The organism is Streptomyces sp. NPDC051555 (assembly GCF_044454405.1).
Lineage (GTDB): Bacteria > Actinomycetota > Actinomycetes > Streptomycetales > Streptomycetaceae > Streptomyces.
This window is the reverse complement of sequence record NZ_JBITDP010000002.1, coordinates 62,054-85,219: the sequence shown is the minus strand read 5'-3', so window position 1 is coordinate 85,219 and position 23,166 is coordinate 62,054. Positions and strand designations below refer to the sequence as shown.

Genomic DNA, 23,166 nt, shown 5'->3' with positions numbered 1-23,166 from the left:
ATCAGTAGAATACGGTCGGCACAGGACGGCCGGCACGGGAGGATTTTCGTCCCGGCCGTTCCCTTGCTGCCGGAATGAGACCGGCATATACCGACGTGAGCTGCCCTATGGAGCGCAGAGAGATCAGACTCCCATTCCCCGCTCACGCCTTGCTCACGTATTCCTCACGCACCGCTCACGCGGCCGGGCCGCAGACGACGGGTCACGACCGCGTCGTGAGTCGCGCGACCGCCGCGTCGTACCGCCCCTGGAGTCCGGCATCCGCCGACACCCGCAGCAGCACACCCAGCACCCGTACCGCCCCGTCCTCGTAGCCGGACGCCTCCGCCTCCCGGGCCGCCCGGTCGAGCTGCCGGATGCCCTCGGCCTCGTCCCCGAGCCCCAGTAGTGCCTCTCCCTTCACCTGGAGCAGCAGGATCCGGGGCACGTCGGCGGTGCCGGGTCGGTCGTCGAAGGCGAGCGCCTCGGTCGCGGTGTCGAGGGCCTGGCGCCATTTCCCGGCGTCGGCCCGGTGCCGGGCGAGGTGCTGCAGGGCCAGTCGCTCGGTGGTCCGGTTGCCGGTCGTGCGCGCCAGTTCCACCGCGCGCTCGCATCCTTGGGCGGCCTGGTCCAGGCCCCCGAGCGCTGCTTGCGCCACGGCCAGGACGACCAGCGCGTTCGCCTCGGCGACCGGGTCGCCGGCCCGGGCGGCCAGCGCGGAGGCGGCTCCCAGGCGAGTCTGCGCCTCTGCGATGCGCCCTTCCTCGATCAGCACCCAGCCGAGCACGTTGAGCACCCGCGCCTCACCGTGCGGATCCGCGTCGGCCCGTACCGCCGCGATCGCGGTCTCCAGGAGCGGGACCCAGCCGTCCCGCACGCGCCACACGATCAGCGGCCACAGCGTCAGGACGATCCGCCAGGTCCTGCCGTGCAGTCCGGCGGCGTGTGCCGCGGCCACTGCCAGCGTGAGGTCGTCCCGCTCGGCGGCATACCAGGCCACGGCAGCGGACCGGTCGCCGAACTCCCGCACGGCGGCGGGCGGCAGATAGTCCGCCGGCAGCGGGAAGTCCCCTTCGTTGCCGGGCTCGGCTGCCGCCATGGCCGCGAGGGCCGTGGCGATGTAGTGGTCGAGCAGGCGCTTGAGCGCGTCGGGCCCGGCGTCCAGACTGCGCGCATAGAGCCGTACGAGATCGTGCAGCGTCCAGCGGCCGGACGCCGTCTCCGTGGCCAGGTGCGCGGCGGCCAGGCGCTCCAGGCAGCCTTCGGCGGCCGCCGGATCCGTACCGGCCAGGGCCGCCGCCGTATACCGGTCGACGTGCGTGCCGGGATGGCGGCCGAGATGGGCGAACTGACGCGACACGTGCCGAGGGAGCTGTTGCAGCGTCAGGTGCAGCGCCGCCCGCACCCCGGTGTCCTCCACGTCCAGCAGGCCCAGCCGGCGCGTCTCGTCGGACAGCTCGTCGGCCATCGCGCCCAGCGGCCAGCCGGGCCGTTGCACCAGCCTGGCGGCGGTCACCCGCAGCGCGAGCGGCAGCCCGCCGCACAACTCTGCCAACCGGCGCGCGGCCTCCGGCTCCGCGCGCACCCGGTCCGTGCCGAGCACCCCGGCCAGGAGCATCGTGCCGTCCTGCGGCTGCAGCACATCCACGGCAACGGGCCGGGCGAAATCGGTGACGATCAGCCCCGGCAGCCGGTGTCTGCTGGTGACGACGGTGACGCAGCGGCGGCCGCCCGGAAGGAGCGGCCGGACCTGCCCGGAATCCCGCGCGTTGTCGAGCACCACGAGCAGCCGGCGGTCGGCGGCCAGCGACCGGAACAGCGCGGCCGCGCCGTTCGCCGACTCCGGTATCCGGCTCTGCGCGACACCCAGCGCCAGCAGGAACTCGCGCAGCACCTCCACGAGGGGCGGCTCGCCCGTGTCACCGAACCCGCGCAGGTCGGCGTAGAGCCGCCCGTCGGGGAAACCGGCGCGGCCTCGGTGTGCCCAGTGCAGCGCCAGGGCCGTCTTCCCCACCCCGGCCGGCCCGGTGACCAGACAGACCGCCGCCTCACCTTCGGCGGCCCGGGACAAGGCGACGAGCTCCGCCGCCCGCCCGTGGAAGCCACGTGGCGCGCGCGGCAGCAGATCGGGCACACCGGGCCGAGCGACGACATCCGGTACGGCGGCAGGCAGCGCAGCGTCCCTCGCGGTGACCGGGCAAGGAATCCCCACCGCGGCGGCCTGCGTCCGGTCCCCTACGGTGGCCTGCGCCACGTCACCTTCCGCACCGCGCAGGGCCGCGGTGTAGGCATCCGCCAGTTCCCTGCCCGGATCCACACCCAGCTCCTCGGCGAGCAACCGCCGCGTGCGATGAAACCAGTCAAGGGCCTCCGAACGACGGCCCGCCCTGTGGAGCGCCCCCATGAGCGCAGCGGACAGCGATTCGCGCAGCGGATGGGCAACCGTCTCCGCACGCAGGACCGCGACCGCCCCGGCATGCTCGCCCAACCGCGCGTACCCCGCGGCCAGCTGCTCGACCGCCCCCAGCCGCACCTCCTCCCACGCCTGCGCCGCCGCCAGCAGCGGCGGACTCGGGCAGACACCGGCCAGCGCAGGCCCCTGCCACAGCGACAACGCCTCCCGGTACATCGCAACCGCCTCACCCGGGTCACGCTGCCCACGGGCCCCGGCCACCAGCTCCTCGAAACGGTGCACGTCCAGCAAGGCCCTCGGCATGCGCAGGAGATACCCCCCGCCCTGGGTCACCAACTCCACGCCATGCGCCCGGGCATCAGCACCCGTCAGCAACTCCCGCAACTGCGACACATGCCCCTGAATGACACCGCGAGCGCGCGCCGGGGGCTCCTGTTCCCACAAAGCAGCCATCAGGTACTCGACCAGCACCGGGCAATTGGGCCGCAACAGCAAGGCGGCCAGCAGACTGCGCCGTTTGACAGGGCCTAGCGACAGACCACCGGCCTCGGTGACAACTGACACCGCTCCGAGCAACCGGAACTCCATTTGCCCAATGCCTCCCAGCAAAAGACCCCAGAATAACGCCACGGCCCCCACCCTCACGTCATGGACACCATCAAGGTCCGCCGGGCGGGGCCCGGCCGACACGGCCTAGCCCGCCGGGTGCTCCGGGGCGTCTCCCAGGAGCGCCCGGCCGAGGGGCGTCAGGGCGTGCCGGACGGCGGATCCGGCACGCTCCGTCGTCAGCAGGCCCGCCGCGCGCAGCACGCCCGCGTGGTGGCTGGCCGTCGCGGGGGAGGTGCGGGTGCGGCGGGCGAGTTCGCTCGTGCCGGCCGGGGTCGACGCGGCGCGTAAGGTGCGTGCCCGGGTGGCGCCCAGCAGCGCGGCGAGCGCGCCGCCCGGCTCGGCGCCGGCGTCGCCCGCCGCCCACACGGCCCGGTAGTCGGCGAGGTCACGGGCGACCGGGTACCGCAGCACGAGCGGTTGCCCCGGATCGGCGTTGTCGAGCAGCACGAGGGGGCCGGGCCAGAAGAACGTGGGCACGAGGAGCAGGCCGCGCCCGTCGAGCCGCAGGTCCGCGTCGGTCGCGCACGGCACCTGGAGCACGGGCGAGGTCCAGCGGATCTCCGGGTGCAGCGTGCCGAGCAGCCCGTCCACACCGGAGTCGGCCGCGACCAGCGCCCGGCGGGTGCGGTCGTCGTGCGCGGCGGCCAGGAGTTGGGCCCAGTACGGCGCCACCGCCACCGCGTGGTAGTCCTCCAGCGCCCGCCGGACGAGGTCGCCCCACTCGGGCGACCCCTGGTGGAGGGCGTGGATCCAGCCCGGTGCGCCCGGTCGGAGCAGTGCGGTGGCCCGGAGGTCCGCCGCCCACTGACGGCGGGGCAACGACCAGGTGTGGTCGAGGCCCTCGACGAGCGTGTGGGCGCCGGCGTGGGTGAACACCTCGGGGACGTATTCCCCCGCGTGTGCCGGGGCGAGCTCGAACAGGGGCCGCATGGACGGCCGCAGGCCCTGTCGCGTGCGCTCGCGCCATCCGGCCAGGGCGACTCCGGCGGACCCCGGGTCCTGGAGCACGGGCAGGCTGAGGACCGTCTCGGCGAGCGGGTCGGGAGAGCGGGCCGTGCGCACGCGAGCCAGGTCGTCGGCGGTGAGGTGGATGCGCAACACCGTCGTTCCTCCAGGGGCCTCAGGGCGTGCGCAGCACGGTAGTCGGCGCGTACGCGGGCGACGGCCCGGGCCGGCGATCCCACCCGTGATCTGGCCGGTATCCGGTGCGGGGGCCGGGCCGATGTCCGGATTCGGGGTGCGTCGAAAGGGCTTGGGCCCCTTCGGTGGGGCCCCTGACACTGGTGGAGCGGCCGACGCCGGGGTGTCTCAGGGGGGCCCACGGCGTCGGCCGCCGCAGGACCGGGACGACGCGGGTCAGTCGCCCTCGTCGGGGGGAACGGGGCGGACGTGGCGCGCGGGGAGGACGGCGTGGGCGCCGCGGCCCGTCGCGTCGACGTGGACGACGTGGGGGCCCACCCGGACCGTCATCGTCGCGCCGGTGGTCCAGCAGCCTTCGGGGCCGTCGGCTCCGGGCAGCGGGGTCCACACCTCCAGGAAGGTCGAACCGTCGGGGTTGGTGCCGGTCTCGACCATGCCGGCGCCGTCGGCGCGCAGGGCACCGACGTCGACGCCGGGCTCGCCGACCTCGTGGTGGAAGGTGACCCGTTCCCCGTCGTAGGAGGTGCGCCCGGCGAAACCGCGGCTGTCGGCGTACAGGGCGCCGGTCTGGAGCCACACGACGTGCTCGGTCTCCAGCAGCGGGCCGCCGTCACGGCTGATGCCGGCGCGCAGCCACGCGCCGCGGGTGGGTGCGTCCATGCCCCCAGGGTGCCAGAGCCCCCGGTCACGGCGCGGGCGGGGCGTTCAGTGCGCGCCCCAGCCGCCGTCCAGGGGAAGGGAGGCTCCGGTGAGGTACCCGGTGTGCGGTCCGCACAGCCAGAGCACGGCCGCCGCGACCTCCTCCGGTTCGATCAGGCGTTTGATCGCCGAGCGGGTCAACAGCACGTCCGACACCACGTCCGCGGGACTGATCCCGTGCGCGGCGGCCTGGGCCCGGATCTGGTCCTCGACCAGCGGGGTGCGGACGTACCCCGGATTGACGCAGTTGCTGGTCACGCCGTACGGCGCCGCCTCGATGGCGGTGACCTTGTTCAACCCCTCCAGGCCGTGCTTGGCGGCGACGTAGGCGGACTTGTAGGCGCTGGCCCGCAGCCCGTGGACGCTGGAGACGTTGACCACCCGGCCCCAGCCGCGCGCGTACATGTGCGGGAGGGTGCGGCGCAGCAGCAGGAACGGCGCGGTCACCATCACCTGCTGGATCAGGGTGAACCGCTCGGGCGGGAACTCGGTGAGCGGCGCCACGTGCTGGAGCCCGGCGTTGTTCACCAGGACGTCCACGGCGGTGGGCAGCGATTCGATGGCGGCCGGGTCGGACAGGTCCACGGTGTGCGCGTGCCCGCCCACCGTCGCGGCCGTGGCCGCGGCCGACTCCCCGTCGATGTCCACCGCGTGCACCGTGGCACCGGCGGCGGCCAGAGCGATGGCGCAGGCCCGGCCGATGCCGCTGCCCGCGCCCGTCACCAGGGCGACCCGCCCGGTCAGGGCGGCTCCGTCGGAGGGGGCCGCGGCGGCCGCGGGGGTCGCGGGCCGGGTCGCCGGGGGAGGAGGAAAGGTCGTCATGGCGCGCAACAGTAGGCACCGCCGACGACAGCCGACATGGCGCTCACCGCCACACTGCGGTTGACCGACGTGGTGGTCGTCACCACTCGTCGTGCCCGCTCCACCCCGCGCCGACCCCCGCCGGGGACCCCTCGCCCCGGCCGTGCGCGGCCGCGCCGCCGACGAAGGACTCCGGGGCCGTGGCGTACGGCAGCCCGGTCACCGGCCGGCCGCCGAGGAAGCGGGCCATCAGGTCGGCGAAGTCCGCGCTGCGCTCCAGCGGCGCCAGGTGGTCGGTCTCCAGCACGGTCAGGAACTGCGCGTCGGGCAGGACGGACGCCACGCGGCGGCCCATGTCGGGGGTGGTGAGCGTGTCGTGCTCGCCGGTGACGACCAGCGCGGGCACCGCCGGGCAGGGCTCGGGGCGGTACCACTCGTGCCGGAGCAACCGCCGGTTGTGCTCGGCCGACTTGCGCAGGGAATCGGGGCTCTGCCCGGCGATCTGCTGGTAGACGAGCCGGGCGACCGCCGCGTGCTTGCGCACGGTGCCGGTGCCGGGGGGCGACATGAAGCGGTCGGTGAGCTCGCGGGCGATGTCCAGGGTGTCACCGCGCGCGATCATGCGGTCCCAGCGTTCCATCGCCGCCGTGTACTCGTCGGTGACGGCCGTCGTCATCCCGCTGAGCAGCAGCCGCTCGACGTACGCCGGGTAGTGCTGGGCGAAGCGCAGCGCGATCGCCCCGCCGAAGCAGGTGCCGAACAGGCCGATCCGCTCCAGTCCCAGCGCGTCCACCATGTGCCGGGTGGCGGCGGCGAGGTGGTCGACCCCGTAGCGGGCCGGGAGGAAGTCGGCGCCGCCGTAGCCGGGCAGGTCGACGGTGACCACGGGAGCGTCCTGGACGATCCGCTTCTCGTGCCGGGTCCAGGAGGTCCGGTTCTGCTCGGATCCGCCGAGGATGAGGACCGGCGTGCCCGTGCCGCCCGCCCGGGCGATCCGGCAGACGTAGGTGAGCCCGTCGAAGACCAGTTCCCGCTCCTCCACTCTCGCGGCGACGGAGTCCGGGCCGCTGCCCTGAGCGGGGACGGGCAGGGGGACGGCCGGGTCCCGGTGCGTGAACGATCCCTGGCCCTGGACCGTGGCGGAACTCGGCATGAAAGTCATTGATCGCTCCAAGAGGCGCCGGAAGGACAAAGCGCGCTGTACAACCCTCCCCGGCGGCGAAAGGTGTCGGCGCCGGCCGCACGGGTGCGCCACCCGGCCGATGACTCGGACGGGTGGCGCGGGGAGGGGGAGCGGGAGCGGGGTCAGGACGCGGGGGCGTCCTCCGTCTCCGGGATGGTGACCAGCCAGCGGGAGTCCTGGCGCGGGCGCAGGTAGAGCGCCCAGTAGAGGGTGGCGACCCCGGTGATCCCGCCCGTCCAGAGGAGGTACTGGGTCTCCTGCTGGGTCAGGATGTAGGCGAGTACGAGGATCAGCGCCACCGGCACCGCGGGCCACAGCGGCATCCGCCAGGCGGCCACCGTGCGGTGTGCGCCGCGGCGGCTGTACAGGGCGGCCACCGCCACCAGCAGGTACATGCCCGTCACCGAGACGCCGGTCACGCCGTAGAGCGTGTCCAGGTTCACGAAGCACAGGGCCGCGCCGGGGACGCCGACGACCAGGGTGGCGACCCAGGGGGAGCCGGTGCGGCCCAGCCGGGACAGGGCGTTGTTGACGGGCTCGGGCCACGCCTTGTCGCGGGCGGAGGCGAAGAGCACCCGCGAGTTCTGGATGACCATCACGATGCCCGCGTTGACGATGGCGAGGGCGACGCAGAGGCTGACGAAGGTGCCGACGGCCGAGTTGGACCAGGCGGTGACCATTCCGCCGATGTCTCCGCTGGTCAGGGCCGCGAGGTCGGGGGCGCCGACGGTGATGGCGATGACCGGGACGAGGATGACGGCGGTGGAGATGGCCAGGGTGGCCAGCACGGTGCGGGCGACATTGCGCCGCGGGTTCTCCAGTTCCTCCGACAGGTAGACGGCGGTCGAGAACCCCTGGGTGATGAACAGGGCGATGGCGAGGCCGGAGACCACCATCATCGCGGTCACCGTGGAGGTGGAGGCACCGCTCTCACCGGCGACCGAGCCGTGGACCAGGGCCGAGGCGCCGCGCTCGCTGTGGGCGAAGCCGAGGACGGCGACCAGGGCGGCGGCCACGACCTCCAGTACCAGGAAGATGCCGGTGATCCAGGCGTTGGCGCGCAGGTCCAGCAGGCCGGCGAGGGTGGCGAGCAGCATGACCGCGCCGCCCGCGACGGGGGCCGGGATGTGGACGATGGGCGCCAGGTAGTCGGCCGTACCCATGGCGATCACGGGTGGCACGATCATCACGACCAGCAGGGACAGGACGAAGACCAACCATCCCGCGAGCCGACCCGCGAGCGTCGACACGATGGCGTACTCGCCGCCCGCGCTCGGGATCAGCGTGCCCAGCTCGGAGTAGCAGAACGCGACGCCGATGCACAGCAGCGAGCCGATGGCGATGGTGAGGGCGGCGTAGGTGCCGAGGCTCGAGAACAGGTCGGGCACGACCACGAAGAGGGTCGAAGCCGGCGTCACGCACGAGAGGGTGAGCAGGGTCCCGCCCACCACGCCGATGGAGCGCTTCAGCTTCTGGGGGACGGGGCCGGTCGCGGGGGCGAGCGCCTGAGGAGCGCTGATCGTGTCGGACATCAGTGCGGGTTCCGATCGGCAGATGCGGGGTGATGAGTGCGGGAGCGGTATCGCCTCCGAGGCGGCTGGTGATCAAGTGGTTCCGTGTGCTCCCGGGCCGCTATGCAATCTCCGCGAGATCCGCTGGTCAATAGCTGTTTACCTGCGGAATCCATCGTTCCGACGCGCCGGTGGTGTCCGTTTCGACGTTAAGGCCGCGTGAATACTGCTCTCCGGGGGATGCGGGAACCGCAGCTCGCCCGGCAGAATATTTCCCCCGGCTTTGCCGATGGGGCCCCTCCGGCCCCTCCGGCCCCGCCGACGCCGCCTCAGAGCGACCCCGGGCTCATCCCGCGGCGCTCGTCCTCGGTCAGCCCGCCCCACACCCCGAAGGACTCGTGGGTGCGCAGCGCGTGTTCCAGGCACATGAGCCGCACCGGACAGACCGCGCACACCCGCTTGGCCGCCTCGTCCCGGTCCTCCCGTTCGTCGCCGCGCTCACCGGCGGGGTGGAAGAAGCGGTTCGGGTCGAGGCCGCGACAGGCCGCGTCGGCCTGCCAATCCCAGTGGTGGAGCGCTTGTCCGGGCAGCAGTGTCAGGTCGGGCACGACAGTTCCCCTCTCGTCGGTCCTTTCGGGTTCTGAACGCGTCTGACCACTCGAAGGGGCTTGAAACGTCCCGCGCGTGACGGGCCGTGAGGGGACGTACCCGATACTCGGGGGCGCAAGGACCAGCGGGCGCCGCGAGTCCGTGACAGGGACGGCGCGGAACGGGAGACATGATGCAGGTACGGGCGAACCGCTCGCTCCCGGCTCGGCTGGCGCGGCTGCGGAACCCGGCGGCCGCGGTCGCCCTCTGCCTCGCCTGCCTCGCCACGGCGGCTCCGGTGGTGACCGCCGCCGCCGCGGGCCCCCTGGAGACGGCCCCGCCGCCCGCGGGCTCCCTCGCCGCCGCCCCCCGGTGGACCGCGGGCCCCGAGTGGACCGCGGGCCCCGACCGTGCGGCCCTTGCCCGGGACCTCGACGCCGTGCGCGACGCGGGCATGTACGGGGCGTACGCCTCCGTCCGCGACGGAGCCGCCGGATGGGACGGCGCCACCGGGGTGGCCGACCTGGACACCGGCCGCCCCACCCGGCCCGGCATGGAACACCGCGTCGGCAGCGTCACCAAGTCCTTCACCGCGGTCGCCGTCCTCCAGCAGAGCGCGGCGGGCCGGATCGGGCTGGACACGCCGATCGGCGCCTACCTCCCCGACCTGGTCCCGGGCGAACGCGGCCGGCGGATCACCGTCCGCATGCTGATGAACCACACCAGCGGCATCGCCGACTACGTCCCGCGGGCCTTCCCCTCCCTGGCCCGCGGCTCCGCCGCGAGCCTGGACGAGTTCCGCCACCGCACGCTGCTACCGGCCACGCTGATCGGCTGGGGCCTGGACGCACCGCAGGTCTTCGCGCCCGGCACCGACTGGTCGTACTCCAACACCAACTACGTCCTGCTCGGCGAGCTGCTGCGCGAGGTCACCGGCCGCGATCCCGAAGAGGTCATCACCCGGGACGTCATCCGCCGTGCCGGGCTGCGCCACACCTACTTCCCGGGGACGGATCCGCTCATCGCCGGCCCGCACGCCAAGCTGTACGAGAGCTTCCACGGGCTGATCGACCCGCCCCGCGACTTCAGCGAGTACGACATGACCATGGCCGGCACGGCCGGGGCGCTGATCTCCACCCCGCGGGACCTCAACACCTTCTACCGGACCCTGCTCCGGGGCGGCCTGCTGCCCGCCGCCCAGCTCCGCGAGATGCGCACGACCCACCCGGTCACGGACGACGCCGGCCGGGTCATCGCCGGTTACGGCCTCGGCATCTACACCGTCGACACCCCGTGCGGACCGGCCTGGGGCCACGACGGTTCGGTCTGGGGCGCGGGCACCACCGCGCTGTCCAGCGCGGACGGCAGCCGACAGTTCGCCCTCGGCTTCAACCTCGGCAAATACCAGCTGAACGACGCCGAGGGCCGGCCGGTCCCGCACCCCGTGGACGCGGCACTCGACCGGCTCCAGACCCGGGCCCTGTGCGGTGCGGGCGCACCCGCACCCGCACCGCTCCCGTTCGCGCCCCCGCAGGCCGACCCGCGGGAGGCTCCGCTGGTCCCGCCGTCGCTGTCCTCGGCGACCGGTCAGCGCTTGCGGTAGTCCCGCGCGTCCGCCGCGGCGGCCAGCACCGCGTCCAGGTCCCCGCCGATCGCGGAGGTCAAGGTGAGGGCCACCGCTCCTTCCAGGAACGGCGCGTCCACGATCCGGGTACCGGCGGGCAGTCCCGCCTCCTCGTCGCCGATCAGGGACTTCACCGTGAGCACCGCGCTGCCCATGTCGCACAGCACGGCCACGCCCCGACCCTCGTCCACGGCGCGGACGGCCTCGCGGATCAGCGCCGCGCTGGTGCCGATCCCGCCGTCCCGGGTGCCGCCCGCCAGGGCGAGCGGGCCGGACTCGGCCGAGCCGAGCAGGGCCCGGGTCAGCTCGGCCACCGACTCGGCGACCGCCTTGCTGTGGGAGACCAGGACGACGCCGACCCGGCCGGTCGTGACGCCGGCCCGGGCCCGACGGCCCTCCCCGGCGACGGGCTCCCCGGCGACGGGCTCCTCGGCGACGGGCTCCCGCGCCGCGTCCGTCCCCGTCTCGATCCCGATGTCGCCGGCGGCGCCGTCGACGGCCGTCCGCAGCGCCTCCATCAGCAGCGCCACCGAATTGGCGCCCGCGTCCTGGTGTCCGACACTGCGCTCGCCCAGATAGCTGGCCCGCCCCTTGCGGGCCTGCAACCCGGCCGTGACGTCGGCTCCCGCGCGCGCCGCCTTCGAAGCCTCGTCCAGGGCCTCGCGCAGCGGGCGTCCCGCCTCGGCGGCGTCGGCCAGGGCGAGGACCGCCGGAGCCAGCGCGTCCACCATCGTCGCGTCGCCGACCTCGGCGCCGCCGAGCTTCTGGACCGACCGCAGACCGGCGCCGAGCGCGGCGCCCAGCTCCCCGGCGGTCGGCTGTTCGGTGTCGCCCAGCACCTTGCCGGTGCGCCGCAGCGCGGTGCCGAAGAGCGGACCGGAGGCGCCGCCCACCGTGTTGGTCAGCGTGGACCCGGCCAGGGTCAGCAGGGCGCCCGGGGTGCGCGGGCGGGTCTCGGTCACGGCGGCGGTGACCGCGCCGAAGCCGCGGACCAGATTGGCGCCGTGGTCGCCGTCGCCGATGACCGCGTCCAGCTCGGTGAGCCGCTCGGCGTCGCGGCGTACCAGACGGGTGGTCTCGGCGAGCCAGCGCTGGAAGCAGGCGGCGTCGAGAACGGGTGCTTCCGGCTGCATGGTCGTCATGCGTGTCACTCCTGGCGGCGAAGGGTGGTGGAGGCGGGGGAGGTGGGGGAGGTGGGGGAGTTGGAGGGGGCGGGGCGGGTTCGCGGTGCGGTCGGGGTTCAGCAACCCCAGCGCAGGGAGGGGGTGTTCACCGGCGCGTCCCACAGCCGCAGCAGTTCGGCGTCGGCGCGGCACAGGGTGAGGGTGCAGCCGGCCATGTCCAGGCTGGTGACGTAGTCGCCCACCAGGGAGCGGGCCACGGTGACGCCCCGCTCCGCCAGGACGCGCCCGACCTCGGCGCGCATCACGTACAGCTCGACCGGCGGGGTCCCGCCGAGCCCGTTGACCAGCAGGATGACCGGGTCGTCGGAGCACTGCGGGAGGTCTTCGAGGATCGCGTCGAGCATGGCCACGGCCGTGTCGGCGGCGCTCATCGACAGGCGCCGCTCGCGCCCCGGTTCGCCGTGGATGCCGATGCCCAGCTCGATCTCGTCCTCGCCCAGGGCGAAGTTGGGGCTGCCCTTGGCCGGGGTGGTGCAGGAGGACAGGGCGACCCCGTAACTGCGCGAGCGCTCAACCACCTTGCGGGCCACCGCCGCCACCTCGGCCAGTGGCGCGCCCTCTTCGGCGAGGGCGCCCGCGATCTTCTCCACGAACAGGGTGGCGCCGGTGCCCCGGCGGCCGGGACCGGCCGCGTCCGCGGCCACGGCGACGTCATCGGCGACGACGACCTGGGCGACCTCGATGCCCTCGTCCTCGCAGTCCTCCGCGGCCATCGTGAAGTTGAGGATGTCCCCGGTGTAGTTCTTCACGACGTGCAGCACGCCCGCGCCGGTGTCGGCCACCGCGGTGGCGCGGGCGATCGCGTCCGGCACCGGCGAGGTGAAGATCGGCCCGGCGACCGCCGCGGCCAGCATGCCGCGACCCACGAACCCGGCGTGCAGCGGCTCGTGTCCGCTACCGCCGCCGGAGAGCACCGCGACCTTCCCCCCGGCGGTCCCGCCGGCCCGCGTGACGATGCCCGCGCCCGCGTCGACGTCGAGTTCCGGGTGGGCCGCGGCCATTCCCCGGAGGGCGTCCTGGACCACGGTTTCCGGGGAATTGATCAGCTTCTTCACTGCGGGCCTCTCCTGATGGCTTTCGGTGCGCTTCATTGCGCCTCAATGCGTTAATGCGGAAAGAAAATGCAACTCATGTGGAGATGGCTCCATCGGCCCTTGACCAGGCCGGTTACTAGGAACCCTACGTCGCGGGCGCGGCGGTCGGGGTGGGGTACTTGGTCCTTTGTTTACCTGCGGAAAGGCCCGCGCGGGGCCCTTCGGTGCGTGATAGGCATGAATAAGACGCCAATTGAGTCGTCTGAAATTCAGGAGGATTTCCGTGAAGACCGTCGGTACGCGCATGCTCATCAGCCCGCCGAAGTACGTCCAGGGGGCGGGGGCGATGAACGACCTGGGCGAGCACGTCGCCCACCTCGGCGGCCATGCCGTGGTCATCGCCGACAAGGGGGTCTGGGGCTTCGTCGACGCGGCCGTCACCGACTCGCTCGCCGCCGCCGGGGTCCGCCTGACCAAGGAGGTCTTCGGCGGACTCTGCACGCAACGGGAGATCGACCGGGTCGCCGCGGCCGCCCGCGCCGCCGGCGCGGACGTGGTCATCGGCATCGGCGGCGGTACCGCCATCGACACCGCCAAGGCCGTCGGCCACGCCCTCGGCGACATCGCCGTCGTCAGCGCCCCCACGGTGGCCTCCACCGACGCCCCGACCAGCGCACTCGCCGTGATCTACACCGAGGCCGGCGCGTTCGAGCGGTACTCCTTCTTCCGCCGCAACCCCAACCTGGTCCTGGTCGACACCGCGCTCGTCGCGAACGCGCCCAGCCGCTTCATCGTCTCCGGCATGGGCGACGCCCTCGCCACCTGGTACGAGGCCCGCGTCTGCGTCGCCGCGGAGCGCACCGCGATGGCGGGCGGCCTCGCCACGGCCGCCTCCCTGAGCCTGGCCCGGCTCTGCTGGGAGACCCTCATGGAGTACGGCCACCAGGCCCGCCTGGCCGCCGAGGCCCACGTGGTCACCCCGGCCCTGGAGAAGGTCACCGAGGCCAACACGCTGCTCTCCGGCCTCGGCTTCGAATCCTGCGGGCTCGCCGCCGCCCACGGCATCCACAACGGCCTGACCGTCTCCCACCGCACCCACGGCATGATGCACGGCGAGAAGGTCAACCTCGGCACCCTCGCCCAGCTCGTCATGGAGGGCGCGCCCACCGAGGAGCTCGACACCTACCTGCGGTTCAGCCGCAGCGTCGGCCTGCCGACCACGCTCGCCGAGGTGGGCCTGGTCGACCCGGACCGCGAGGAACTCCTCGCCATCGGCCGCGCGGCCACCGCCGAGGGCGAGACCACGCACAACATGCCCTTCGCGGTCACCCCGGACATGGTCGCGGACGCGCTGCTCGCCGGGGACGCGTACGCCCGCGCCACCGCCGGCAAGCACTGCTGAGCACGGGCCGGGCGCGGCTCACCCCCGCCGCTGGCCGCCCGGGGTCCGGGCGGCCAGCAGCAGCGCGATGTCGTCCGGGCGGTCGGTGGCCTGCCCCGCCTCGCTGATCAGCAGGTCCGCCGTCTCGGTCAGGGGACCCGGCCCGGCGGCGGCCAGCGCCGCCCGCAGCCGCTCCACCCCGACGTCGATGTCCGTACCCGGTTCCTCCACCAGCCCGTCCGTGTACAGGGCGAGCACCGCGCCCACCTCCAGGGTGAGTTCGGTGACCGGGTACGCGGCCCGCGGGTCGATGCCCAGCACCACGCCGCCCGGCAGGTCCAGTACCTCGGCCCGACCGTCGGGGCGGCGCAGCAGCGGCTGGGGGTGCCCCGCCCGCACGGCGCGGGCCCGGCCCGACGCCGGGTCGAGCAGGACGTAGCAACAACTGGCGAACTGCCCCGGATCCAGTCCGATCAACAGCCTGTTGGTGCCGCTCACCACCTCCTGCGGGCTGCTCCCGCTCAGCGCGAAGGCCCTTACGGCGCTGCGCAGTTGGCCCATGGTCGCGGCGGCCGCCACCCCGTGTCCCTGGACGTCCCCGATCACCAGCGCCAGCAGTCCGGGCTCCGTCTCGATGACGTCGTACCAGTCCCCGCCGACGTCCATGCCCTGGGTGCCCGCCAGATAGCGGGCCACCGTGTCCACCTGGTCCAGCACCGGCAGCCGGGCCGGGAGCAGCGCCGACTGGAGGCCGCGGGCGAGGGCGGCCTCGGTGTCGTAGCGCTGCGCCCGCTCCAAGGCCTGCGCGATCAGCCCGGCCAGCGCGGTCAGCACGGTGCGCTCCTCCGGGCTGAAGCCCCGGGGGGCGTCGAAGCCCAGGATGCACGAGCCCACCGGGCGGCCGGAGGCGATCAGGGGCAGGAAGGCCCGGGCGCCGACGTCGGTGTCCATCGGGATCCCCGGGTAGGCCGCGGCCAGGTGCTGCATCGACTCGAAGAAGATCGGCCGCCCCGACGTCAGGGTCTCCACCCCCGGCAGCCGCACGTCCAGCGCCACCCCGTCGAACCGGTTCAGGAAACCGGCGGGGAATCCCGTCTCCCACGCCAGGTGCAGATGGCGCTCGTTGAGCAGGTAGATCGCCAACTGGCGGCCGCCGAAGGCCGGCAACAGCTCCTCGGTCACCACGGCCGACACCTGACGGGCGGTCACCGCCTCCGTCAGCGCGATGGCCATGGCCACCGGCCGGTACACGGCCGTCGCCCGGTCCGCGGGCGAACCGAGCCCGGCGCCCGGGCGCGTCACCGAGCCGGGTGCGTACGCGGGTGGCCGGGAGGCCGCGAGCAGCACGCTGACCCCGCCCGCCCCGGAATACAGGTCCACCGAGATCCACTCCCCGCCCGGATGGCGGGCCAGGAACCCCACGGGCTCCCCGGACATGTACACGGCCCGGAAGTGGTCCTCCTGCACGGGCTGGCCCAACCAGGGCAACGCCTCCCACAGGACGCGCCCCCGCAGCCCGGCCGCCTCCGGTCCCAGCAGCGCGTCCGCCCCGGCACTGGCGAACTCCACCCGGCCGTGCCGGTCCAGGGAAAGCAGCGCCTGCGGCATCCGGTCGACCGCCTGTTCGGCGTCGGCCGCGGGACCGGGCGGCTCCACGCACAGCGGGTCGCCGTCCCACACCACCGGCGCGCCCGCCGCGGTCAGCCGCGCCAACTCCCGCGCCAGCGCCGCGGCCGCCCCGCGCAACCGCTCCCGGTCCGCGGGGCCGACGGGCGTGCCGGGGCTCGCCGTACGCAGCACCATCAGCACCCCGTACCGCTCGCGCCCGGCGGTCACCGGCTCGTAGAGCGAGCCGAAGGCGAACGGCAGCCCGGCCATGAGCTGCGGGAACAACCGCATCGTCGATTCCGCGTCGGGCAGGTGCACGGCGTGCCCGGAGCGGTACGCCTCGGCCACCGGGTACGGGCGGTTCACCTGCATCCGCCACCAGGGACGGAACAAAGGCCCCGGCAGGCCCGACAGCACCGCGAGCCGCAGCAGACCCGCCGTTCCGGAGCGCAGGTACACCCCGCCCGCGTAGCCGCCGAGTGCCAGGGCCGCGTCCACCGCGGCCCGCACGAGTGCCCGGCCCGTCTCGTCCGGGGCGGGCCCGCGGCTGTCCGGTCTGGCCGTCACACAGACAGGATGCGCCCGCACCGGCGGCCGATGCATCCCGGGGGCGCGCGCCGTTCTACGCGCCAGAGCGCGCGCCGGGGCGCACACCGCCCCGGTAGCCCGTCACCACGGCCACCGTCACCGCCAGCAGCACCACGGCCACCATCCGCAACGCCGTCCCCATGGCATCGGTGAAGGCGGCGGCCTGCGCCGCGTCCCGCGGGATCCCGTGGAAGCGCGAGGCCAGCACCGTCCCCACCACCGCCACCCCGAGCGCGGCGCCGATCTCCCGCGCCGCCGTGTTCAGCCCGGACCCCAGCCCGGCCTGGTGCACCGGGAGTTCGGCGACCACCGTCAGGGTCAGCGCGGGCGCGCACAGACCGGTGCCGACGGAGAGGATCAGCAGGTAGCAGGCGTACACCGGGTACGGAGTGCCCGCGTCCACCGTCGACACCAGCAGCAGGCCCACCCCGATCAGGGCCAGCCCCGCCCCCGCGGGCAGCCGCGGGCCGGTCCGCTGCTGCAGCCGGGCGCCCAGCCGGGGCACCAGCACCATGCCCACGGTGAGCGGCACGATCGCCAGGCCCGTCAGGGCGGGGGAGAAGCCCTTCGCGTACTGGAGGTACTGCGCGTTGACGAAGAACAGGGCGAAGAGCCCGAAGAAGGCCGCCCCGATCCCGAGGGCGCCGGCCCGCAAGCGGCGCGAGGCGAAGACCCGCGGGTCCAGCAGCGGCCGCGCGACGCGCAGCGCGTAGCCGGTGAAGACGGCCAGCAGCGCGGCCCCCGCTCCGAAGGCGCACAGCACCGGCGCCGACGCCCAGCCGAGGGCGGGACCCTCGATGATCCCGTAGACCACCGCGAACAGCGCCCCCGCCAGCAGCAGGGCGCCCAGCGGGTCCACCGCCGCATCGGCCCGCGCCGGGGTGCGCGGGACCGTACGGGCCACCACGAGCGCGAGCAGGACGCCGAGCGGCACCACCGCCCAGAACAGGGCGCGCCAGGTCAGGAACTCGCCCACCAGCCCGCCGCCCACGTTGCCCGCCAGCCCGCCGAGGCCCGCGGACAGGGTCCAGGTGGCCAGGGCCTGGCCGCGCCGCTCCGGCGCGCTCAGGTGGATCAGTACGGACATGGTGGCGGGCATGATCAGCGCCGCTCCCGCCCCGCACAGCCCGCGCCCCGCGATCAGCACGGCGGGGGAGTCGGCCAGCGCGCTGAGCGCGCCGCCCGCCGCGAACAGGCCGAGCCCCGCGAGCAGGGCGCCCTTGCGGCCGTACCGGTCGCCGAGGGCTCCGGCGGGGATCAGCAGCGCGGCGAAGACGATGACGTACGCGTCGACCGCCCACAGGAGTTGCCCGGGCGCGGGGCGCAGCGACGACGCGGCGAGCTGCGGGATCAGCAGGTTGACGGCCGCGACCATCGCCTGTGCGACGAGGACGCAGGCGCACAGCACGAGCACCACGGCCCGCGGCGGACCCGACGGGGCGGCCGCGGCCGTCGGCGGGGCGGGCACGGAGGGCCCGGGGCGGTTCTGGGCAGGGCGGAGCACGGCTCCTCCTCGGAGCTGGAAGGGGTGATCTGGATGCCCTCACCGTAGGGTTGGCGTGACCTGCTTTCCAGTGCAAGTTATGCAAGGAATGAATGCGTGTGACGCAATCCGGGCTGGACCTCAACCTGCTCGTGGCCCTCGACGTGCTGCTGGAGGAGTCGAGCGTCTCCCGCGCGGCCGCCCGGCTGCACCTGTCCGAACCCGCCATGAGCCGCACCCTCGGCCGGATCCGCAAGGCCCTCGGCGACCCCGTCCTCGTCCGTGCCGGACGCTCCATGGTGCCCACCCCGCACGCCCTCGCCGTGCACGGCGAGGTGCGCGCCGTCGTCGAGCGGGCCCGCTCCGTCTTCCTCTCGGGCGGGCGGATCGACCTGGCCACGCTCCAGCGCACCTTCAGCGTCATCGCGAACGACGCCTACGTGGCCACCTGCGCGGCCACGCTCTTCGACCGGGTGGCCCGCGAGGCCCCCGGCGTGCGGCTGCGGTTCCTGCCGGAGAGCCACGCGGACCTGGCCGCCCTGCGCGAAGGCGTCGCCGACCTGGAACTCGGCGTCGTGGACACCCGCTCGCCCGAGGTGCACGTGGAACACCTCGCCGACGAGCGGGTGTTGGGCGTCGTACGCACCGGGCATCCGCTGCTGCGCGGTCGGGTCACCGCCCGGCGGTTCGCCGCCGCCGAACACCTGATCGCCTCCCGGCGCGGCCGCCTGGAGGGACCGGTGGACGCCGCGCTCGCCGAACTGGGCCTGACCCGCAAGGTGGTGGGCAGCGTCGGGACCTTCCCCGCCTCCCTGTTCGTGCTGCGCCGCAGCGACCTCGTCGGGCTGATCACCCACCAGGCCGGGCCGCTCGCCGACGCGCTGGGGCTGGAGACCTTCCCGATCCCGCTCGACCTGCCCACCATGCCCTTCGGGATGGCCTGGCACCCGCGGCACGACGCCGACCCGGCCCACGCCTGGCTGCGCTCCTGTGCCCGCGAGCTCACCCGGGCCCCCGACGGCCCGCCCGTCCCGCCCTCCTGAGCTGCGAACTCGCGCGGGCCGAGGGCGGGATGACACAGTGAAACCATGCGCGTACTGATGGTGACAGCGGGTTCCTGGGGCGACGTCGCCCCCTACACCGGACTCGGGACGCGGCTGCGCGCCGCCGGACACGAGGTGGTCCTCGCCACCCACGGCCGCTTCGAGGGCGCCGTCACCGCGCTCGGCCTGGGTTTTCGGCCGCTGCCCGTCGACCCCCGGGTGGAACTCGCCTCGCCCGTGGGCCAGCGGCTGACCCGCGCGGTCAGCGCCCCCGTCGCCATGGCCCGGGTCGTGCGACTGGCCCGCGAGTTCATCCCGCCCCTGACCGATGGGGTCGCCGCGGCGGTGCGCGCCGGCGCCGACGTCGTCCTCGCCTCCACCCTCACCGAACCGCTGTGCGCCACCCTCGCCGAGGGGTACGGGCTGCCCTGCGTCGGCGCCCACCTGCTGCCCGTCACCCCCAGCCGGGCCATCCCGCCGCTCGTCGCGGGCGGCCGCTCGCTGGGCCCGTACGGCAACAGGCTGACCGGACGGGCCATCTGGGCCTGCGGCGACCGGGCCTTCGCCCCCGGAGTGCGCGCGCTGCGCCGCGAACTCGGCCTGCCGCCGCGCCGGTTCAGCGGCCCCCTCGGCATGGACCCGGACCGGCTGATCCACCACGGATTCAGTCCGCTCGTCCTGCCGCGCCCCGCGGACTGGCCCGCCGGACACCACGTCGGCGGCTACTGGTGGCCGCAGCGGCCCCCCGGCTGGCAGCCGCAGCAGCGGCTCCTCGACTTCCTCGACGCGGGCCCGCCCCCCGTCTTCGCCGGCTTCGGCAGCCTCGTCGCCGGGGACGCGGAACGCCTGGGCGCGCTGCTGGCCGCCGCCCTGCGCAAGGCGAAGGTGCGCGGGATCGTCCAGGCGGGCTGGAGCGGGCTGAGCGCCGAGGGGGACGACCTGATCGCCGTCCCCGAGGTCCCGCACGACTGGCTCTTCCCGCGGACGGCCGCGGTGATCCACCACGCGGGCGCGGGCACCTCCGCGGCCGGGCTGCGCGCGGGGGTGCCCGCCGTCCCCGTGCCCGTCCAGCTCGACCAGCCGTTCTGGGCCGCCCGGCTGCACGCCCTCGGCGTCGCCGCCCGCCCGGTCCGCTACCAGCGGCTCACCGTCGACCGGCTGGCCGCCGCGGTCCGCGAGGCCACCACCGACCCGGGAATGCGCGCGCGGGCCCGCGACCTCTCGGCCGCACTGGCCCGGGAGGACGGCGCCGCCCCGCTGCTCAAGACGCTCGCGGAACTGGGCTGAGCGACCGGAAGGACGAGCCGGCCCTGCCGGCGACGGGCTGAAAGTCCCGTGCGATCGGGGACTTTGCGCGGCTTCCGGTCCGATCGAAGCTGCTTAGGCTTGCCTAAGTGGAATCGATCAGCGAAGAATCAGCGAAGAAGGTGTACTGGTGCCGTCGCTCAACGACAGCCGTCCCGGGACGACCGTGAGGATCACCGGGATCGACCCCGGCCACCGCGGCGGCAGCCGCAGACGGCTCCTGGAGTTCGGCTTCGTACCGGGCGCCGAGGTCACCGTCATCGCCCGCGGCGCGACGGGCGGACTGCTCGTCGGCCTCGGCGCCACCCGGGTCGCGCTCGACTCCCGCACCGCCGACCGGCTGCGGTGGGCCCGATGAGCTGCCACGCGCCCGGCGCGCGCAGCACCCCCGGCGCGGGCACCGCCCTCGCGGACGACGGCGCGGCCGGCGGCTCGCAGAACGCCGCCGCCCCGCTCGTCGCCCTCGCGGGCAACCCGAACGTCGGCAAATCGACGCTCTTCAACGCCCTCACCGGAGCCCACCAAAGGGTCGGCAACTGGCCCGGCAAGACCGTCGCCGTGGCCCAGGGCGACTGGCGGGGCGCCCTCCCCGACGGCCGCCGGCTGCGCGTCGCCGACCTGCCCGGCTCCTACAGCCTGCTGCCCGACTCCCCGGACGAGGAACTCGTCCGCGACGTCCTGAGCGCGCCCCCGGGAGCCCGGCCCGCCGTCGTCGTCTTCGCCCTGGACGCGGCCAACCCGGCCCGCAACCTCTACCTCCTCTCGCAGGTCCTGGACACCGGCATCCCCGTCGTCGTCGCGCTCACCATGACCGACGTCGCCGCCCGGCGCGGGAGCGCGCCCGATCCCCACCGGCTCTCCCGCGAACTGGCCCTGCCCGTGGTCGTCGTCGAGGGCCGCACCGGCACCGGACTGGACCTGCTCGCCGACGCCGTCACCGACGCCCTGCGCGCCCCGGCCGCGGCCGCGGCGACCGACCCCGGCTGGGCGGCCGGCTCACCCGTGGAAGCCGAGCTCGCCCCGCTCGTCCGGGCCGCCGAAGCCCTCCACCACCCCTACCCGGCACGCTGGTTGGCCGTGAACCTGCTCTGCGCGGAGGAACCCCCCGCCGCGCCCGAGCCGCTCACCGCCCTGGCCCGCGCGGCCGCGGCCCGCCTTGCCGCCGCGGGCGCGTGCGGCGACGTACCCGCCGACACCGACACCGACACCGTCGCCGAGGGGGAAGCGGACGCCGACGCCGAGCTGCTGATCGCCGAGGCCCGCTACGCCTGGGCGCACCGGGTCATCGCCCGGGCCACGCCCACCGGCGCCCGGCCCCGCCCCACGCTGACCGACCGGGTCGACCGGCTGCTGTTGTCCCGTTCCTTCGGCATCCCGTTCTTCCTCGCCGTCATGTGGGGCGTCTTCGAAGCCACCACCACCTTCGCCAAACCCCTCCAGGACGGCCTGGGCGACTTCGTCTCCGGTCCGGTCAGCAGCGGGGCGACCCGGCTCCTGGAGGCGGCCTCGGCCCCCGACTGGCTCACCGGCCTGCTGGTGGACGGCCTGATCAACGGCGTCGGGCAACTGCTCACCTTCGTGCCGCTGATGATCATCATGTTCGCGCTGCTGGCGTTGCTGGAGGACTCCGGCTACTTCGCCCGCGCCGCCTTCGTCGCCGACCGTCTGATGCGCACCCTGCGGCTGCCCGGCCGCGCCTTCCTCCCGCTCGTCGTCGGCTTCGGCTGCAACGTGCCCGCCTTCGCGAGCACCCGGATCCTCAGCCGGCGCTCGCACCGGCTCCTGGTCGGCATGCTCATCCCGTACATGAGCTGCACCGCCCGGCTCGCCGTCTACGTGATGATCGCGGGCGTCTTCTTCGGCTCGAACTCCGGCACCGTCGTCTTCTTCCTCTACGTCGGATCCGTCCTGCTCGTCGTCGGCATGGGCCTGCTGCTGCGCCCGCTCCTCTTCAAGGACATGCGCGAGGAGCCGCTCGTCCTGGAACTGCCCCCGTACCGGCTCCCCACCCTGCGCGTCACCGGAGCCCAGGTGTGGCAGAAGCTCGCCGCCTTCCTGCGCACCGCGGGCGGGATCGTCGTGGCCACCGCCGCGGCCGTCTGGCTCCTGATGGCCGTCCCGGCCGGCGCGGGTGCGGCTGCCGACGGCTCCGGCGGGCCCGCGGGCTTCGGGAACGTCGCCGTCGAGCAGAGCGTCTTCGGCCGGGTCACCGAGGCCGTCGCGCCGGCCGTGGCCCCCGCGGGCTTCGGCGACTGGCACGCCACGGCCGCCCTCGGCACCGGACTCATCGCCAAGGAGGGCGTGATCTCCACCCTCGCCCAGACCTACTCGGCGGAGGAGGACGGCGGGCCCGTGCTCAGGAACAGTCTGCGGGCGACCTTCGCGCAGTCCTCCGGCGGCCACCCGGAAGCCGCCGCGCTCGCCTTCCTCGTCTTCGTCCTGGCCTACACCCCCTGCATGGCCACCCTCGCGGCGCAGCGCGCCGAGATCGGCACCCGGCTCACCCTGATCGGCTTCGGCCTCCAACTGGCCGCCGCCTGGCTGCTCGCCACCGGGGTCTTCCAGCTCGCGAGGCTGGTGTGGTGACCCGCGCGCGGGACGGGGGCCGGGGCGGGGCCACCGGGCCCGGGATGCTGCGCCGACTGCTGCGGGAGTTCGAGGAGGCCGCCCCGGGGGAGGGGCTCGCGCAGATCGCCGCCCGGCTCGACATCAGCACGGCCGAGGCGGCGGGCCTCGCGGACTACTGGGTCCGCAAGGGCCGGCTGAAGCGGGAGGAGATCGGCGCCCCGGACTGCTCCGGCTGCTTCTTCGCCAGCCGCGGTTGCACCACGTGCCCGGACGACCCGGGCGGTGCGGCCGGCCGTACGGGCGCCACGGCGCGCCCCGTGCTGGTCGCGCTGACCCCCGTACGCCCCCGATAGGCCTACGGTTTCCCTCGTCCGGGGGACGGGGCACCGGCCCGACCGGCCCCGCCGCCCCGCACGGGGCACGAT

18 protein-coding genes and 1 pseudogene are annotated in these 23,166 nt (G+C 74.5%); 7 read left to right on the top strand and 12 right to left on the bottom strand.

What is annotated here, in order from left to right:
• Window positions 1-202: 202 nt before the first annotated feature.
• From ACIBEA_RS04990 to ACIBEA_RS04960, 7 genes are all read right to left on the bottom strand, one after another.
• Window positions 203-2,980, bottom strand: a complete 2,778-nt coding sequence (locus ACIBEA_RS04990; RefSeq protein ID WP_399258067.1) for an AfsR/SARP family transcriptional regulator — start codon at window positions 2,978-2,980, stop codon at window positions 203-205.
• A 105-nt stretch (window positions 2,981-3,085) separates the two neighbouring features.
• The gene (locus tag ACIBEA_RS04985; RefSeq protein ID WP_399258065.1) at window positions 3,086-4,102 is read right to left on the bottom strand and encodes an ArsR/SmtB family transcription factor; all 1,017 of its coding nucleotides are present in this window, start codon (window positions 4,100-4,102) and stop codon (window positions 3,086-3,088) included.
• Window positions 4,103-4,357: 255 nt separating this feature from the next.
• The gene (locus tag ACIBEA_RS04980) at window positions 4,358-4,801 is read right to left on the bottom strand and encodes a hypothetical protein (RefSeq protein WP_399258063.1); all 444 of its coding nucleotides are present in this window, start codon (window positions 4,799-4,801) and stop codon (window positions 4,358-4,360) included.
• A gap of 45 nt (window positions 4,802-4,846) precedes the next feature.
• Entirely contained in the window at window positions 4,847-5,662 is an 816-nt protein-coding gene (locus tag ACIBEA_RS04975; RefSeq protein ID WP_399258061.1) for a 3-hydroxybutyrate dehydrogenase, read from the bottom strand.
• 79 nt (window positions 5,663-5,741) lie between these two features.
• Window positions 5,742-6,794, bottom strand: a complete 1,053-nt coding sequence (locus ACIBEA_RS04970) for an alpha/beta fold hydrolase (RefSeq protein ID WP_399258059.1) — start codon at window positions 6,792-6,794, stop codon at window positions 5,742-5,744.
• A gap of 152 nt (window positions 6,795-6,946) precedes the next feature.
• The gene (locus ACIBEA_RS04965; protein ID WP_399258058.1) at window positions 6,947-8,356 is read right to left on the bottom strand and encodes an APC family permease; all 1,410 of its coding nucleotides are present in this window, start codon (window positions 8,354-8,356) and stop codon (window positions 6,947-6,949) included.
• A 308-nt stretch (window positions 8,357-8,664) separates the two neighbouring features.
• Complete coding sequence (locus tag ACIBEA_RS04960) at window positions 8,665-8,943, bottom strand: WhiB family transcriptional regulator (RefSeq protein ID WP_399258056.1); 279 nt, start codon at window positions 8,941-8,943, stop codon at window positions 8,665-8,667.
• Between the two features lie 170 nt (window positions 8,944-9,113).
• Here ACIBEA_RS04960 and ACIBEA_RS04955 point away from each other — a divergent pair, with 170 nt between their 5' ends.
• Window positions 9,114-10,526, top strand: a complete 1,413-nt coding sequence (locus ACIBEA_RS04955; protein WP_399258054.1) for a serine hydrolase domain-containing protein — start codon at window positions 9,114-9,116, stop codon at window positions 10,524-10,526.
• Here ACIBEA_RS04955 and ACIBEA_RS04950 read toward each other — a convergent pair.
• The 3 genes and pseudogenes from ACIBEA_RS04950 to dhaK all read right to left on the bottom strand — a co-directional run bounded on the left by ACIBEA_RS04950 (window position 10,511) and on the right by dhaK (window position 12,786).
• Window positions 10,511-10,861, bottom strand: a complete 351-nt coding sequence (locus tag ACIBEA_RS04950) for a PTS-dependent dihydroxyacetone kinase phosphotransferase subunit DhaM (protein ID WP_399259032.1) — start codon at window positions 10,859-10,861, stop codon at window positions 10,511-10,513. The genes ACIBEA_RS04955 and ACIBEA_RS04950 overlap by 16 nt on opposite strands.
• A 168-nt stretch (window positions 10,862-11,029) precedes the next feature.
• Window positions 11,030-11,680 (bottom strand): annotated as a pseudogene (dhaL, locus tag ACIBEA_RS04945) (dihydroxyacetone kinase subunit DhaL); the annotation flags it as partial.
• Window positions 11,681-11,787: 107 nt separating this feature from the next.
• Window positions 11,788-12,786: a dihydroxyacetone kinase subunit DhaK gene (gene dhaK, locus ACIBEA_RS04940; RefSeq protein WP_399258052.1), complete on the bottom strand. Its 999-nt coding sequence runs from the start codon at window positions 12,784-12,786 to the stop codon at window positions 11,788-11,790.
• Between the two features lie 262 nt (window positions 12,787-13,048).
• Here dhaK and ACIBEA_RS04935 point away from each other — a divergent pair, with 262 nt between their 5' ends.
• Complete coding sequence (locus tag ACIBEA_RS04935) at window positions 13,049-14,167, top strand: glycerol dehydrogenase (protein ID WP_399258050.1); 1,119 nt, start codon at window positions 13,049-13,051, stop codon at window positions 14,165-14,167.
• Between the two features lie 18 nt (window positions 14,168-14,185).
• Here ACIBEA_RS04935 and ACIBEA_RS04930 read toward each other — a convergent pair whose 3' ends face one another.
• Window positions 14,186-16,357 carry a SpoIIE family protein phosphatase gene (locus ACIBEA_RS04930; RefSeq protein WP_399258048.1) on the bottom strand — a complete coding sequence of 724 codons (2,172 nt, stop codon included), beginning with the start codon at window positions 16,355-16,357 and terminating at the stop codon, window positions 14,186-14,188.
• A gap of 19 nt (window positions 16,358-16,376) precedes the next feature.
• Window positions 16,377-17,810: an MFS transporter gene (locus ACIBEA_RS04925; RefSeq protein WP_399259031.1), complete on the bottom strand. Its 1,434-nt coding sequence runs from the start codon at window positions 17,808-17,810 to the stop codon at window positions 16,377-16,379.
• A gap of 128 nt (window positions 17,811-17,938) precedes the next feature.
• On the opposite strand from ACIBEA_RS04925, the gene ACIBEA_RS04920 reads away from it, so the two are divergent.
• From ACIBEA_RS04920 to ACIBEA_RS04900, 5 genes are all read left to right on the top strand, one after another.
• A complete protein-coding gene (locus tag ACIBEA_RS04920) occupies window positions 17,939-18,868 on the top strand; it encodes a LysR family transcriptional regulator (protein WP_399258046.1) in 930 nt (309 codons plus the stop codon).
• A 45-nt stretch (window positions 18,869-18,913) separates the two neighbouring features.
• On the top strand, window positions 18,914-20,155 hold the full coding sequence (locus ACIBEA_RS04915; protein WP_399258044.1) for a glycosyltransferase: 1,242 nt from the start codon (window positions 18,914-18,916) through the stop codon (window positions 20,153-20,155).
• 148 nt (window positions 20,156-20,303) lie between these two features.
• Window positions 20,304-20,531: a FeoA family protein gene (locus ACIBEA_RS04910; protein WP_354381035.1), complete on the top strand. Its 228-nt coding sequence runs from the start codon at window positions 20,304-20,306 to the stop codon at window positions 20,529-20,531.
• On the top strand, window positions 20,528-22,759 hold the full coding sequence (gene feoB, locus ACIBEA_RS04905; RefSeq protein WP_399258042.1) for a ferrous iron transport protein B: 2,232 nt from the start codon (window positions 20,528-20,530) through the stop codon (window positions 22,757-22,759). The genes ACIBEA_RS04910 and feoB overlap by 4 nt, the downstream gene beginning before the upstream one ends.
• Window positions 22,756-23,094, top strand: coding sequence for a FeoC-like transcriptional regulator (locus ACIBEA_RS04900; RefSeq protein ID WP_399258040.1), 339 nt, complete (start codon window positions 22,756-22,758; stop codon window positions 23,092-23,094). The genes feoB and ACIBEA_RS04900 overlap by 4 nt, the downstream gene beginning before the upstream one ends.
• The last annotated feature ends 72 nt before the right edge of the window (window positions 23,095-23,166 follow it).